General features: G+C 51.4%; 13 protein-coding genes and 1 riboswitch. Of the genes, 5 read left to right on the top strand and 8 right to left on the bottom strand.

Annotated features, from left to right (window positions below; genetic code table 11):
* Nucleotides 1–57: 57 nt before the first annotated feature.
* Nucleotides 58–165: an ilvB operon leader peptide IvbL gene (locus A7983_RS24785; protein WP_015731251.1), complete on the bottom strand. Its 108-nt coding sequence runs from the start codon at nt 163–165 to the stop codon at nt 58–60.
* Between the two features lie 281 nt (nt 166–446).
* Between A7983_RS24785 and A7983_RS04075 the strand changes: the two genes are divergently transcribed.
* Nucleotides 447–2069, top strand: coding sequence for a family 43 glycosylhydrolase (locus tag A7983_RS04075; protein WP_005975293.1), 1623 nt, complete (start codon nt 447–449; stop codon nt 2067–2069).
* A 4-nt stretch (nt 2070–2073) separates the two neighbouring features.
* Here A7983_RS04075 and thiQ read toward each other — a convergent pair whose 3' ends face one another.
* The 4 genes from thiQ to A7983_RS04055 all read right to left on the bottom strand — a co-directional run bounded on the left by thiQ (nt 2074) and on the right by A7983_RS04055 (nt 6553).
* Nucleotides 2074–2784, bottom strand: coding sequence for a thiamine ABC transporter ATP-binding protein ThiQ (gene thiQ / locus A7983_RS04070; RefSeq protein ID WP_005975290.1), 711 nt, complete (start codon nt 2782–2784; stop codon nt 2074–2076).
* Nucleotides 2771–4378, bottom strand: a complete 1608-nt coding sequence (thiP, locus tag A7983_RS04065; protein ID WP_005975288.1) for a thiamine/thiamine pyrophosphate ABC transporter permease ThiP — start codon at nt 4376–4378, stop codon at nt 2771–2773. The genes thiQ and thiP overlap by 14 nt, the downstream gene beginning before the upstream one ends.
* The gene (gene thiB, locus A7983_RS04060) at nt 4354–5337 is read right to left on the bottom strand and encodes a thiamine ABC transporter substrate binding subunit (RefSeq protein ID WP_152413563.1); all 984 of its coding nucleotides are present in this window, start codon (nt 5335–5337) and stop codon (nt 4354–4356) included. Before thiB ends, thiP begins: the two co-directional genes overlap by 25 nt.
* Nucleotides 5338–5417: 80 nt before the next feature.
* Nucleotides 5418–5514: riboswitch (TPP riboswitch) on the bottom strand.
* Between the two features lie 133 nt (nt 5515–5647).
* Complete coding sequence (locus A7983_RS04055) at nt 5648–6553, bottom strand: LysR family transcriptional regulator (RefSeq protein ID WP_005975282.1); 906 nt, start codon at nt 6551–6553, stop codon at nt 5648–5650.
* Between the two features lie 271 nt (nt 6554–6824).
* Between A7983_RS04055 and A7983_RS04050 the strand changes: the two genes are divergently transcribed.
* Nucleotides 6825–7754: an aromatic alcohol reductase gene (locus tag A7983_RS04050; RefSeq protein WP_005975280.1), complete on the top strand. Its 930-nt coding sequence runs from the start codon at nt 6825–6827 to the stop codon at nt 7752–7754.
* 51 nt (nt 7755–7805) lie between these two features.
* Here A7983_RS04050 and sgrR read toward each other — a convergent pair whose 3' ends face one another.
* The gene (sgrR, locus tag A7983_RS04045; RefSeq protein WP_005975278.1) at nt 7806–9464 is read right to left on the bottom strand and encodes an HTH-type transcriptional regulator SgrR; all 1659 of its coding nucleotides are present in this window, start codon (nt 9462–9464) and stop codon (nt 7806–7808) included.
* A 90-nt stretch (nt 9465–9554) separates the two neighbouring features.
* Between sgrR and sgrT the strand changes: the two genes are divergently transcribed.
* Entirely contained in the window at nt 9555–9719 is a 165-nt protein-coding gene (gene sgrT / locus A7983_RS04040; RefSeq protein ID WP_005975276.1) for a glucose uptake inhibitor SgrT, read from the top strand.
* A 133-nt stretch (nt 9720–9852) separates the two neighbouring features.
* Here sgrT and A7983_RS04035 read toward each other — a convergent pair whose 3' ends face one another.
* Nucleotides 9853–10410, bottom strand: coding sequence for a helix-turn-helix transcriptional regulator (locus tag A7983_RS04035; protein ID WP_005975274.1), 558 nt, complete (start codon nt 10408–10410; stop codon nt 9853–9855).
* A gap of 28 nt (nt 10411–10438) precedes the next feature.
* Nucleotides 10439–10666, bottom strand: a complete 228-nt coding sequence (locus tag A7983_RS24300) for a hypothetical protein (RefSeq protein WP_071531154.1) — start codon at nt 10664–10666, stop codon at nt 10439–10441.
* Between the two features lie 570 nt (nt 10667–11236).
* Here A7983_RS24300 and A7983_RS04030 point away from each other — a divergent pair.
* Both A7983_RS04030 and A7983_RS04025 read left to right on the top strand, forming a co-directional pair.
* The gene (locus A7983_RS04030; protein WP_005975272.1) at nt 11237–12856 is read left to right on the top strand and encodes a methyl-accepting chemotaxis protein; all 1620 of its coding nucleotides are present in this window, start codon (nt 11237–11239) and stop codon (nt 12854–12856) included.
* 220 nt (nt 12857–13076) lie between these two features.
* Nucleotides 13077–13913: an AraC family transcriptional regulator gene (locus A7983_RS04025; protein WP_005975271.1), complete on the top strand. Its 837-nt coding sequence runs from the start codon at nt 13077–13079 to the stop codon at nt 13911–13913.
* The last annotated feature ends 143 nt before the right edge of the window (nt 13914–14056 follow it).

Genomic DNA, 14056 nt, shown 5'->3' with positions numbered 1-14056 from the left:
AAGAAACCCCGCTCGGCTGGCGCCGGCGGGGTTTGAGAATCTTCGATTCGGAACCCGTTACGGCGCGCTGCCGACGACGACCACGACCACCACGCGCACGACGACGACCGCGTCAACATGCGCGGTGCTTAGTAGTGCTGAAGTGGAAGAAGAGTAGTGCGTCACGGGAATCCTATTTACGTTATTTACGTTTACGTTATTTGTGTTCGAATAAGTAATGAACCAATTGCCAATTCATATAAGCACAGCAGCATAAAAAGACACAATACCCACAAGGGATAAAAACCGAATATGCCTACAGGATCACAATCTATCGACATTTAATGCTGTTATTACTGCTTTATTTTTCGCCACACAACCAGAGAAGCGTGACTTTTTTCACAATTGGAACAGGGTTTCAATGTTATAAATGATAAAATAATCATTGAGATAGTGGGTGGTGACAGATGGGCATGTCCCGAGCAGTGGGGAGAGGTGTATTAAGCGGTATCTTACTGATGGCAATAGGTATCAGCCAGGCGATCGCCTGCCAGGCAGGCCCTGCCAATGAATGGATGCGCGGTATTGAACAGCAGCGTCAGGCTGATTTGGGTAATGGTTGTTATCTCAACCCGATTATTGCGGGCGATCATCCTGATCCCACCATTATCAAGGATGGCGCTGATTACTACATGACGTTTTCGTCCTTTGACGACATCCCCGGACTGTTAATTTGGCACTCGCGCGATCTGGTGAACTGGCAGCCGCTTGGCCCTGCGATAACGACGCCCGTTGACGCGATCTGGGCACCGGATTTGGTGAAACACGACGGCAAATATTATATCTACTTCACTACAAACCGGATTATCGACGCCAAAGGAACGAAAAAGAAAACGCTGTATGTGATTACCGCCGATGATATTCGCGGCCCATGGACAGCGCCGAAAGATACCGGTCTTAAAAACCCGGCTAGCGACCCCGGCCATGTGGTGGGGGAGGATGGTAAGCGTTACATCTTTATGTCTGGCGGCAACCGCGTGCAGTTAACCGATGACGGGCTGTCGACGGTCGGTGAAATGGAGGTGGTCTATCAGGGGTGGCAGTATCCAGAAGAGTGGGATGTGGAAAGCTTCTCACAGGAAGGGCCGAAGATGCTGCGCCACGGCGATTACTTCTACATGGTGCTGGCGGAAGGCGGCACGGCTGGGCCACCAACCGGACATATGGTGATTGCCGCGCGATCGAAATCGATCAACGGGCCGTGGGAAAATTCACCGCATAACCCGATTATCCGCACGCAGGATCGTTCAGAAAAATGGTGGTCACGCGGCCACGCAACGCTGATCGAAGGACCGGATAAAAATTGGTACATGATGTACCACGGTTATGAAAACGGCTTTATGACGCTGGGACGTCAGGCGATGTTGGAGCCGATCGTCTGGGGGAATGATGGCTGGTTTACCTCTGCTGGATTCGATACTGGCAAACCGATTCGCAAACCCGCAGGGGGCGAAGCGGTGCCTCACGGTATCGGTTGGTCTGATAGTTTTACCGACGAGAAATTTCCAGCCCGCTGGCATTTCTACCGCGCCAATGCGGAAGAACTGAAGCGGGTCACGCTTAAAGACGGTAAGCTACAGTTGAAGGCAAAAGGAACGTCGCCGAAAGACAGCGCGCCGCTGACGATGATCCCCGGCGATCAGGCTTACCAAATTGAAGTCACGGCGAATTTCGCTCCCGGAGCGCAGGCCGGTTTACTGCTGTTCTACAATGCGAAGCTGTACGTCGGGCTGTCGTTTAATCAGGACGGGACGGTGATGCACCGCTATGGGCTGGAAAGAGCGGAGAAGAAACTACCGCACATCACGGGCAATGAGGTGCAAATTCGGATGAAAAACGACCGTCATATCGTGACGTTTTACACCCGAACCTCGGATCAGGAACCGTGGAAGAAGTATCCGGTGCAGATGGAAGTGTCTGGCTACCATCACAACGTCGCGTATGACTTCCTCAGTTTGCGGCCTGCCCTTTACGCGTCGGGCGAAGGCGACGTAACGTTCAGTAACCTGCGCTATCAGGCTTTGCCTTAACTCCTCAATCCGAAGACGGACGCGAAATCCCCAGGATGGCGGCTGCCTCGGCGCTGCCATCCTGTAGCGCCTGAGTCGGCCCATCATAATAAATCTGCCCGTCCACGATCAGCACCGTGCGTTTTGCGATCCGCATGGCATCATCCAGATTGTGGGACACCATCAACAGCGTGAACTGACGCTCCTGACACACGCTTTCAACCAGATCGAGCATCTCCTGGCGCAGCGCGGGATCGAGTGCCGAAAACGGTTCATCCAACAGCAGAATCGGTTGATGACGCACCAGACAGCGTGCCAATGCTGCGCGCTGACGCTGTCCACCGGAAACCTGCGACGGTAGCCGATCCAGAAGATCCGCCAGACCGACCCGATTGGCGATCTGCCGTAGCGTTTCACGCTGTGCGGCACTGAGTCGCAGGCCGGGGTGCAATCCTAGCGCGATGTTCTGCCCAATCGTCAGGTGAGGAAACAGGTTGTTTTCCTGAAACAGGATCGAAACCGGTCGTTTCGCGGGAGGCGTCTCGCGGTGAGATGCGCCGTTAAGCCGTAACTCACCACTATCCGCCATCAGGAAACCGGCAACCAGATTCAGCAGCGTGCTTTTTCCTGCGCCACTGGGGCCGAGGATGGCGATGCGCTCACCCGGTTTGACGTGAAAATCAAAGCGCATAGGTAAGTGCTGATAGAAGTAGGTCAATTTCTCAAGCGCGATCATGACGGCCTGCCAGTTTCTCAATCAGGGTAAATAACATAAAGCACAGCAGCATCAACAGCAGTGCCGTGACTGCGCCATCGGCGCTGCGATAGGAACCAATTTGCTGGTACAAATAGAATGGCAACGTGCGGAATTGCTCATTGCCGAACAGTGCGATGACGCCGAAGTCACCGATTGACAGCACGCAGGAAAAGGCCAACGCCTGAGCTAACGGCTGCTTCAGCGCAGCCAGCTCGATCAGCTTCAGCCGCTGCCAGCCGCGAATATCCAGCGATGTACAGAGCCGGTTATAGCGCTCGGCAACGTCCAGCATGGGATTTTCCAGCACCTTAATGGCATACGGAATTGCCATCAGCGCATTCGTGAACACCACCAGCGCATAGGGGGATTGTGGTAGCCCGATGCTGTTATTCAGCAGCAGGAAAAAGCCGGTTGCCAGCACAATACCGGGCATGGCGAGGATGAGCATGCCGCTCAGATTCATCAACTGCCCGTAGAGTGGCTTCTGGCGTAACTTGAGCTCGCGGCTACTCCAGAGCAGCATCATGGTTAACACCAGACACAACAATCCTGCGCCTAAGGCAATGCGCAGCGAGGTAAACAGCGTTTGCCAGAGCACGGGCTGTTGCAGCACGGTAACCAGCGAGCGATTCACGCCATCGACCACCACGGCTAGCAAAGGGGGAATGACCAGCAGCAACAGTGCGCCGATCAGCAGGCCGTCGGTGAGGCGACTTAAGGTACTATCCTGCAAGTTGCGCCAGGCAAGCTGCTGCGTGCTGCCGACGGGTAGAATGCGTCCCAGCCGCTGGCTCAGCAGCACCAAACCTAGACAGCAAACCATCTGAATTAATGCCAGCAGTGCTGCTCGCGCTGGATCATAATCAAAGCTCAATGCCTGATAGATAGCCAACTCAATCGTCGTCGCCTGCGGGCCACCGCCTAGCGACAGCACCGTGGCAAAGCTGGCAAAGCAGAGCATAAAAATCAGCGCGCCGGTGGGTAAAATCTGCCTGCGCAGGTTGGGCCATTCCAACAGACGGAAATGTTGCCAGCTATTCATACCTAAATTGGCGGCTAGCTGGCGCTGCTCGGTGGCGATGCCCTCTAAGGATTGCAACAGCAGTCGGGTTGCCAGCGGCAGATTGAAGAATACATGTGCCAGCAGGATGCCCTGCAATCCGTAGGGTGAGAACGTGTATTTCAGGTCAAACCAGCCCAACGCAGAGGCCAGCCAGCCTTGGCGGCCATATACGCTGAGTAGGCCAAAAACGGCGACCAGCACGGGCAGTACCAGCGTCATAGCGCACAGGCGCAGCAGCCAACGGTGACCGGGGAAACGCCGCCGATACAGCGCTCTGGCGAGGAAAATCGCGGGAACGGTAGAAAACAGTGCAGAGAGAAACGCCTGCCAGAAGGTAAACCGAATGACATGCCAGAGATAACAGTCATGCCATAGCGTGCGCCACTGACTTTCGGGCGCCTGTAGCCACAGTGCGCCGAAAGCCAGTACGGCAACGGAAATTAACAGCGAGGTGGCCAGTAGTCCCGGCCACAAACGTCCGCCGATCAGTGGCTGACGGCGCGTTGCCATGCCTGAATCCACTGTGTCCTTTGGTCGGCGACTTCTTGTGCGCTGAACTGCATGGCTTTCTCAGGCACGGCAAGCGTCGCGAAGCCCGCAGGCAGTTCGGTTTTCACCGCCGGATACATCCAGTTCGTGGTGGGGATAGCCTGCTGGAAGGTTGGGCTCAGGATGAACTTCATAAAGCGTTTTGCCAGCTCGGGATTTTTGCTGGAAGCCAACTGCCCGGCGATTTCGATTTGCAGATAATGCCCTTCGCTAAAGGTGGCCGCCGCGTAGTTGTCTTTCTTCTCTTCGATGATGTGATAAGCCGGTGATGTGGTATAGCTCAGCACCAGATCCGCTTCCCCTTTCAGGAACAGGCCGTAGGCTTCGCTCCAGCCTTTGGTCACGGTAACGGTTTTTTTCGCCAGCTTCTGCCAGGCTTGTGGCGCATCGTCGCCGTACACTTTCTGCATCCATAGCAGCAGGCCCAACCCCGGCGTGCTGGTGCGTGGATCCTGATAGATCACTTTCCACGGTGCGTTGCTGTCCAGCAGTTCATGCAGGCTTTTCGGCGGGTTCTTCAGCGTGTCTTTGTTATACACAAAAGCAAAATAGCCGTAGTCGTAAGGGATGAACGTCTTATTGCTCCAGCCGCCCGGCACTGTGACGGCGCTGGTGTCCTGACCGTGTGGCGTAAACAGACCGGTTTGCTCCGCAGCCTGCAACAGGTTGTTGTCCAGCCCCAGAATGATATCCGCTTTGCTGTTTTTGCCTTCCATACGCAGACGGTTCAGCAGCGATGCGCCATCCTCCAGCGCGACAAAATTCAGTTCGCACTCGCACTCTTTTTCAAACGCGGTTTTAATGACGGGGCCTGGACCCCATTCGGAAGCGAATGAGTCGTAGGTATAAACGGTAAGCGCGGGCTTGGCGAAAGCGGATGCTGAGAGCAGTAACAGACAAGGCAGGCTGGTTTTCAGCACGATGGCTGAACGGTGTAATAATTGATTTAACACTTTGCACTCCTGAGAATCATAGGGTGGCAAAGGACTTCGAGGCAGCAATAAGCCGCACTCTCAAATCCCTTCGCCGGTATTAACCGGATCAGGTTCGACGGGTATCTTCTCAGCGAAAAATTTTCCGCACCCCGTTGAGAACGACTCATTGTAAAGGGTTAAGTCGGGCAGTGAAAGGTTCTCAGCGTTCCGGCGGCGCGAACCAGGCTTGAATACTCCACAGTACAGGCACAATCTCGCTTAACGTAATGAACTCTGTTGTCCTGTTTGTGGACATTCACCATTTCACTGCCTCCTGCTCGATTAGTGCGGTACACCAGTCGATAAAGGCGCGGATAGCTGGCGAGAGGTGGCGGCTTTGCGGGTAGAGGATGAAAATAGGTTCACGTGGTGCTTCGAGATCAGGAAGCAGCCGGACAAGATGTCCATCAGAGAGTTGCTGGCGTACCATATAACTGGCAATGCGTAGTAGACCCAGACCCGCTACACCCGCGGCGAGATAGGCATCGGTGTCATTTACGCTGATCTGTCCTGCTAGCGGAATCGCTACGGTGTGAGCTTCATCGTGAAACCCCCAACTAATTGAACGAGCTGCCCGGCTGTGGATATAGCCCACTGCGACATGATCTTTGAGCGAGTCCAACGTTGTGGGGTATCCATGTTGTTCGAGATAGCGTGGGGAAGCGCAGATAGTCCAATGGAACGCCCCGAGACGTCGTGCGGCCAGTCGTGATAACGGGGGTTCTCCGGTTCTGATGACACAATCAATACCCTGCTGGACAATATCGACAGTGGCATCACCCAGATGGAAGTCCAACCTTATTCCCGGATGACGCTCACAGAAGTCCGGCAGTGCCGGGATCAGGAAATTTTTGACCAGAGAAGGTGTCGCCCCGATTCTGATCGTTCCCTGTAGTTCCTCCTTTTGCTGTGCCGTTACGCTTTCCGCCGCGTGCACATCCCGCAAGATCGCTTTGCAACTGTCGTAATAGCGCAGGCCAATATCCGTAATACTGAGTGCTCGCGTCGTTCGGTTGAGTAACCGAGCGCCGAGATGTGATTCGAGTTCTTTGATGCTGCGGGTGACGGTGGATGGCAGAACATGCATTGTTTCCGCCGCTTTTTTGAAACTACCCGCATCGACCACTCGGATAAATGTCTCCATGGCCTGAAACCGATCCATACGATGATGTCTCCCCATTTTGCGATGAAACGTGTAAGGCGTACTGCCGTGTTAGCAGCCATATCACCTTATCGTTTGATTTTTTCAAATTATGAAGTGAGCTGGCGGAATCTTATCATCTGCGCATTTTTGTATAACATGACACTCGATCTTTGAATGTCCTTATTCTGACAAGCAGTATCGGACAAAAGGCGTGTTAGCACACTGACTACATGGGGCGTTCACTATTCCCTATGATAGCGATAATTTGAAATTGTGAAGGAGTTAAGGCGTGAATGATAGCGGAACAGCGTTGAAAGATATTCTTGTGCTTGGCGCAGGGCAACTCGGTATGGCGGTATTGCGTGCTCTTGCACCGCGTGCGCGAACCTTGCCGTTGTCGGTCACGGCACTCGTCTCGCCGGACACCGTTAACGATCCGTCGGAGCACGGGATGGCAACACTGACCGAACTCCGTGCACTAGGGGTTGACGTTATCGGGTTCGATCTGGCCTCTGATGAACATGCTCTAACCGAGCTTTTCAGGAATTATAAGACGGTATTGAACTGTTCGGGGTTCGTAGCGGGGCCAGGCACTCAGATGAAAATAACCAGATCGGTGTTGGCTGCCAACGTCGCGCGCTATTTCCCTTGGCAATTCGGTGTTGATTATGACGTTGTGGGTCGAAAAAGCGGCCATCCGGTTTTTGATGAACAATACGACGTGAGACAACTGCTACGTAGCCAACGGAGTACCGAATGGGTGATTGTTTCGACTGGTATGTTCACGAGTTTCCTGTTTGAACCCGTCTTCGGCGTGGTGGATCTGGAGCACGGAATCCTTCACGGTCTGGGAAGTTGGGATACGCAAGTGACCGTGACGATCCCCGAAGATATTGGCTGGCTCACGACTGAAATTTTGTTGGCTGAACCACGACGGGCTAATGAGGTGGTCTACGTGGCAGGTGACACTATTTCATACGGGCAACTTGCCGATGTCGTTGAACGTGTCACAGGGAAGGTCTTTGAGAAGACACTATGGACTCTGGACAAATTGCGCAAGGATCTGAAGGTGGCCCCAGATGACGCAATGGCGCACTATCGGGCTGCGTTTGCTTTGGGAGAGGGCATGTGGTGGGACAAATCCGGCACGTTCAATGAACGCAATGGTTACGAGACGGTCGACGTCGAACATTTCTTACGGATGCAATTGCAAAAATAGACCGCGGGGTGCGGGGCGATTCAACGTGCCCCGCACCTTTTTCAACGGTACTCAGCGTTCCGGCGGCGCGAACCAGGCGGATTTAAAATCAAACCAGCCCAGCATGTTCATCCTGACGCCGCGCATGCTGCGCTGCCCTTGAAGTTGCAGCCAGTGATGCAGTAACGGATGCAGTTGCCCGCTCTTGATGAGCTTTTCACACCATTCCGCCATCGGCAACGTATGGTTACGCCACTGCTGTGCGTCCGTGCCCAGGTCGTCGTTCAGGCAATGTTGCACCAGTGGCAGCTCATAGAGCATGGCGAATAGAGAGAATTCGAGCGGCAGGTAACAATTCAGGCTACCAAACCAGATATCGCTTGCGGCATTGCCCTGATACCAGTCTTCGTAGCTGATGATCTGAACATGCAGGGTGATGCCCTGTTGCGCCAGCAGTGTGCGCATAATCTCGCTTAATATCCGATACTCCGGATGTTCCTGATAGAACGTAAGCGTGACTTCTGTTAGCCCTTCAGGAATGGACTGTGGCGTATCGGGATGATGGTGATGCCAGCGTGGCAGCAGGCTATAGGCGGGCGACCAGTCGCGCTGGTTGCTGGTATTGGCATGGCTGAGCAGCGAAATAGGGTTAAATACCTGTCTGAGCCATTGCTGAACCTCTGGGCGTTGGTTCAACTGCGAGCGCTTGTCGAATAACAGGAAATAACCGCCTTCCTCCATTCTACTTTCCAACTGTTCATGATGAGACTCATCAGACTGGAATTGGACAGACACTGGCATTTCTTCCGGTTCATCCGGTAAGACCCAGATGTTGACCTCATCAATCAGCGCCCGATAGCCAAAATAGTCATCGAAAGCCCGGATTTTCAACTGGCTGCTGTTATTGCGTACCACCGCGTAAGGCCCGGTGCCAATCGGGTGCTGTGCAAAATTCGGCAGCGTTTGCCACTCTTGCGGCAGGATCATGGCGTGTACGCTGGCCAGGAGCCACGGTAGCCATTTATCTGGGCTGCTCAGCTTGATATCAATCACAAACGGCATCGGTGAGGTCACCGCTTCAATATGGGAAAAGAGCGGAAGCGGAGCGAGGCGCGATAACGATGTGGTGATGTCGTCCATCGTGAGTTCACGACCGTGATGGAAACGGATTGCCGGACGCAGATAAAAGCGCCAGTGCAAGGGAGATAATTGCTGCCAATGATGAGCCAGATCGGGTTTCAGTTCCCCATTTTCCTCATTTATGTTGGTTAATCCGCTAAAAATTTGTCGCGCAATATGCATTTCTGAACGCCGCAGTGCTGAACTTGGCAGTAAATTGCCTAACGGGCGGTAATAGAGGATGCGCAGAATGTGCTTGCCTTGCCGGAAACTTCGCCCAAGGTGAGAGAGTAGCATCTGGCGCACCGCTTCTTTGTCACCGACCAGTTGCACCAGTTGCTCAATACGATCCTGTTCCAGCAGATCTTCGGCACGCTGCTGCTGTAGCGCTAATCCGGTGTACACAAAGGAGAGCTGCGAACGTTTTCCTCTCCCAGCTTCTGCCTGCCAGATGAGCCAGCCTTCTTGCTGCATTGCGTTCAATAACGAGCGGATATGGCGGCGTGAGCAGTTAAGTACCCCGGTCAGTTCTTGCAGCGTGGTATCGGTGGTTTGCCCCTGAAAGTGTTGCCACAGGCGGATGAACTGTTGTTGCAATCGAGGAGAAGACATAAAAGAGGAACTCCCTGCACTAAAGTCATCAATTTATCTTTCCCTATATTACGTCGATACTTTTCAACAAGGAAATAAAGGAGGTGGCTCATGGCGATTTCCCGTTTGTCCCAGTTCTATCAAACCTACTTATCGACCTGTAAAGCGACGTGGTTGCGATGGATGTCTGCCCAGCAGCGAATCGCACTGTTGCAGCAGGCGACGCAGTGGCACCTGAACGACATGTCCGACGACGAATATCGGCATTGGCTCTAGGTGGTGTGAGGAAACGTATTCTGAGTAATGGTGATGTTTCACCAACCAGCGAGTTCTCTCGCTGGTTTTTTTTATGGTGCTGACCTGCTTATCGCCTTTTGGTTTTTCGCTGATAGTTTGCGGCAAAGAGATATCAGCGGCAGTGTTCACGTAATAATTTACCCTCGCTGAGTAATGCACAATAACGTGCTAATTCGTCCTGCTGGTGTGCATTGCGTATCTGCAAGGCCAGATTAATCGTGGCAAGCTCCTGGGCGTTGTCGGCTAATTCCTGTGGTATTTTTTTTTGTTTAGCTAGCCAGTCGGCGACATCACTCCATTCCCATAGCGGCGATGTACCACGTAAGCGTTGAACCGGAGAGGGAAAATCGCCCGCGCCACGTTTTCCATCTTTGAGAAGCGCAATGGCTTGACGCGATAGCGCGGATAAGGCCGCGATATCACTGATCCCAACCCAGGCTGCATCGACGGAGTGGACGTTTGCCTGGATACCTGCGGACTCAATGTCATGAATAGCGCTGATGACTGCGGTAGAAAAAAGGGGGCTTTCTCGATCAAATTCGAGATAGACAGCGTTGCCATAAAAGCAGACCAGAGCATCGTCACAGCCGCTGGAAAAAAGCGCATCCTCCAGTCCTATGGTATCTGCAGAAACGCCCGATAGCGTGAGAGAAAAGTGATACGTTGTCATAAATTCCTCGCTAAACCGTATGTATCTTCTATTGTTTCTGCATTGCCAGACAGCTATCGACGTTGCGGCGGATTTGCTTTGCGTGGTTTTCTGGGACTGATGGCGTGGACCAAATACTCATCATGTGAGTACTGTGGTTCGGAGTACCGCAGACAAGCCTGCCAAATGCATGCCCACTACTAGAATAAAAACGCCAGCCCTGCGCTAATGCGTATTCAATAGCTGCTTGAATGTGCTTATTTGGATGTTTTTTCATCGCTATAGAGAGCCATGGTAAATTCAATTGTTGACGGATGTCAACATCGTTATTGGTCGAGAATGAAATATATCCGCTTATTTCTCTGAAAATTGAACGATGTGATAAGCCTGCGCGCGGCTTCGCAAAAGAAAGTAGAAGACAGGAGAGGGATTATGCTCGCAGAGGGGGGTATTCAGCGATTGCTAAAGTAACGATGATTTAATACTCAACATTGAATATTAGGATGAAATCTATTGTCATTAAAATTAAACAATTCTGTGAATGTGTTTCTATACTAATAATAAATCGTAACGCAAAGAAATTAACTGGGTTGCTAAATAACTGCATGTAATTATTCACATTATGAATTGTTTTTAATTGAAATCATTATCGTTAAAATGACGTTTTTTTGTGATGATGATCTTATAGATAAAATTATTTTTTATAGGTTACTATTTTTTTTCTTGCATTTAACGCAGGTTGTCACAATCTTTAATTAATATGTAACATGTGGTGGTGTTTTATTTTTTATTACTTACCTGAAATTTACTTCACAGCAACTTTCTGAATAACTCGACGGATGTAAAAATGAGCGATGTACCGTATCAGTCAATAGCGCTTTACGAAAAACCAGAATCCTGGCGGTCCGCCCCCGGGGTACATAATATTAAGCTAACACCTCTTTTTATCGTTGTTTTTTCTGGTGTTTTACTGCTCTTTGCCCTGGCTGTCGCAACATCATCCTATTTTTTGAAGCAAGCAGAATTGTCATTAAATGAATCAACGCTGGAATTGAACGTTCGGATGGAGTTAGTTGATAGCGCGAATCATATGCGTGCGGCACGTATGAATTTGCTGCATGCGGTGAACCACTTACATAATGGTCTTACGGACAGTTACAACGCCAGTATGAAAGCCGCCGAAGAACGGCTGGCGATGTCGCAGCAAATGTTTAACGGATATCAAAATAGAGCGGTTCGCGCTGACGTTGAACAAGCACGTGATAATGAACTGAAAGCACGCTATAGCGATTATGTCGAGCGGGGTATCAAGCCGATGTTTGATATAGCGAAACGGGGCAATGTTGACGAACTCAATGCGTTTGAGTCGACCACCCTGTCTAAGTTGGACGATGAGTATGACGTGCCGCTGAAAGCGTCTTACCTTTATCGGGTTGAGATGGCAAAAAATATTAATGTGACGGCCGACAGACATTCAACGCTGGGATATACGCTCATGACGGGGGCGTTTATTCTTGCCATCGTGTTAACCGGTATGACGTTCTTATTAATTCGCCGGGTCATTATTAATCCAATACAGTATTGGGTGTCGCGTATACAAGCGATCGCGCAGGGAGATTTAACGCGCACGAGTGTGGATGTGGGAAGAAATGAAATTGGTATTTTGGGGGACAATATCCAGCAAATGCAGGATTCACTCTCAGAGACCGTTGGCTCGGTGCGTGATAGTGCGGAGTCGATTCACAGCAGTTCGACAAAAATTGCTGTCGGTAATACCGACTTATCCGCCCGGACGGAACAGCAGGCCGCAGCGCTGGCGGAAACGGCAGCCAGCATGGAACAGCTCACCGCAGCGGTGAAGCAGAATACTGATAATGCGCATCATGCCAGCAAGGCAGCGACGGATACGTCATCTAAAGCGGTGAACGGTGGCGATATTGTGGAACAGGTTGTCGGTTCTATGGCCGGCATTGCCAAGAGTTCAGATAAAATTTCTGAGATTATCTCGCTCATTAATGGGATTGCATTCCAGACCAATATTCTGGCGCTTAATGCGGCGGTTGAAGCCGCCAGAGCAGGCGAGCAGGGCAAAGGATTCGCGGTGGTTGCAGGAGAAGTACGTAGTCTGGCACAGCGTGCGGCTAACGCTGCAACAGAAATTGCCGCGTTGATTAAAGAATCCGAAGCCAGAGTAACGGAGGGAACGACGCTGGCATCCGAAGCGGGTAAAGCGATGGGTGAGATTGTCGCGGAAATTAATAACGTTACTCGAATCATGAATGAGATCGCGCTGGCTTCCGATGAACAAAGCAGCGGCATCAATCAGGTGTCGTTAGCAATATCAGAAATGGATCGAGTCACGCAACAAAACGCGACGTTGGTGCTGGAAGCCTCCTCGTCTGCCGCATCGCTGGAGCAGCAGGCTGAGCGGTTGAATCTTGGCGTGTCCCGTTTTCATCTGATGTAATCCTGTTGGTAAAAAAGCCAGAGCGGTAAAAAAGACAGAGATGTATCATCGATCGCCAGCGGCTTTTGTCGCTGGCTTTTTTTGCTGTTTTTTCCAGCATGGGGATGTGAGTCCGCTTCTGATAGAATCAGTGAAACAGGTACACCGTTTCTGGATGATGAAGATCGCCTATTATTTTTCTGCCTGAGCAATTTTGTACAAATGATAAGAGGGTTAACGCGTGCATAAAAAGCCGGTTGCGCAAGAGCAGACAAACTTCAGACACCTTGAAGCACTCGGCGGTCTGGATATGTTGCAGGCGCAGTACTACCAGCAGCGCTTTCCTCGTCATGTTCATGATACTTATTGCATCAGCGTGATTGAGCAGGGCGCTCAACGCTTTTATCGCTCTGGTGCAGAGCACGTTGCGCCCAAAGGTGACATCATTCTGGTGAATGCGGACGATGTGCATACGGGCAGTTCTGAGGTAGACACTGGCTGGGCCTATCGGGCCATTTATCCGCATCCCGATCTTTTTCGCTCGATTAATCAGGATATTCACCGCACTAAAGATTCCGTTCCGTGGTTTCCCGATGCGGTGGTGCACGATCCCGGATTGGCTGAACAACTGCTCATGACCTTCAATATGCTTGCTCAGCCGGGCAATATGTTATTGAAAGAAACGCTGCTGCTGTCGTCATTAACCTGGCTGACGATGCGCTATAGCAAGACTCGCCTGACGCCACAAATACTTCCCGTTGCGACTCAAAATATACTGAATGTTAAAGCCTTTATAGACAGCTATCCCGAGAGAGAACTGGCTCTTGTTGAACTGGCAGCTCTCGCCGAGCTTAGCGTGTGGCACTTCTTACGACAATTTAAGGCAGTAGTCGGTATTACGCCCCACGCTTATTTGATTCAGGCACGTCTGCGTAAGGCGAAAGATCTATTACGTAAAGGCAATACTATTCTTGATGTGTCGGTGCAGTGTGGTTTTACCGATCAAAGCCACTTTCATCGTCATTTCAAAAATTCGTTGGGGTTGACGCCAGGGGAGTTTGCTAAAGGCAACGTATAACCTGTCATACTTCAAGTTGCCTGTGCGTTGTTCAAAACGTTAACGTTTTTGTCCTGAAACTCGGGTTATTGAGGGTATGAATAGGCTCGTTCTCTATTCTGAGGCGCAGCAACTTTATCCAATACTATTAAAAGGCGTTTTGT

Origin of the sequence: Pectobacterium wasabiae CFBP 3304 (assembly GCF_001742185.1) — a bacterium.
Lineage (GTDB): Bacteria > Pseudomonadota > Gammaproteobacteria > Enterobacterales > Enterobacteriaceae > Pectobacterium > Pectobacterium wasabiae.
This window is presented reverse-complemented; position numbering and strand designations above follow the sequence as displayed.

Coding starts and splice junctions, on each gene's coding strand:
- sgrR (WP_005975278.1), bottom strand. CDS start 9,464: ATGTCTTCTCCTCGATTGCAACAACAGTTCATCCGCCTGTGGCAACAC.
- A7983_RS04030 (WP_005975272.1), top strand. CDS start 11,237: ATGAGCGATGTACCGTATCAGTCAATAGCGCTTTACGAAAAACCAGAA.
- A7983_RS04055 (WP_005975282.1), bottom strand. CDS start 6,553: ATGGATCGGTTTCAGGCCATGGAGACATTTATCCGAGTGGTCGATGCG.
- A7983_RS04075 (WP_005975293.1), top strand. CDS start 447: ATGGGCATGTCCCGAGCAGTGGGGAGAGGTGTATTAAGCGGTATCTTA.
- sgrT (WP_005975276.1), top strand. CDS start 9,555: ATGGCGATTTCCCGTTTGTCCCAGTTCTATCAAACCTACTTATCGACC.
- thiP (WP_005975288.1), bottom strand. CDS start 4,378: ATGGCAACGCGCCGTCAGCCACTGATCGGCGGACGTTTGTGGCCGGGA.
- A7983_RS04035 (WP_005975274.1), bottom strand. CDS start 10,410: ATGACAACGTATCACTTTTCTCTCACGCTATCGGGCGTTTCTGCAGAT.
- A7983_RS24300 (WP_071531154.1), bottom strand. CDS start 10,666: ATGAAAAAACATCCAAATAAGCACATTCAAGCAGCTATTGAATACGCA.
- thiQ (WP_005975290.1), bottom strand. CDS start 2,784: ATGATCGCGCTTGAGAAATTGACCTACTTCTATCAGCACTTACCTATG.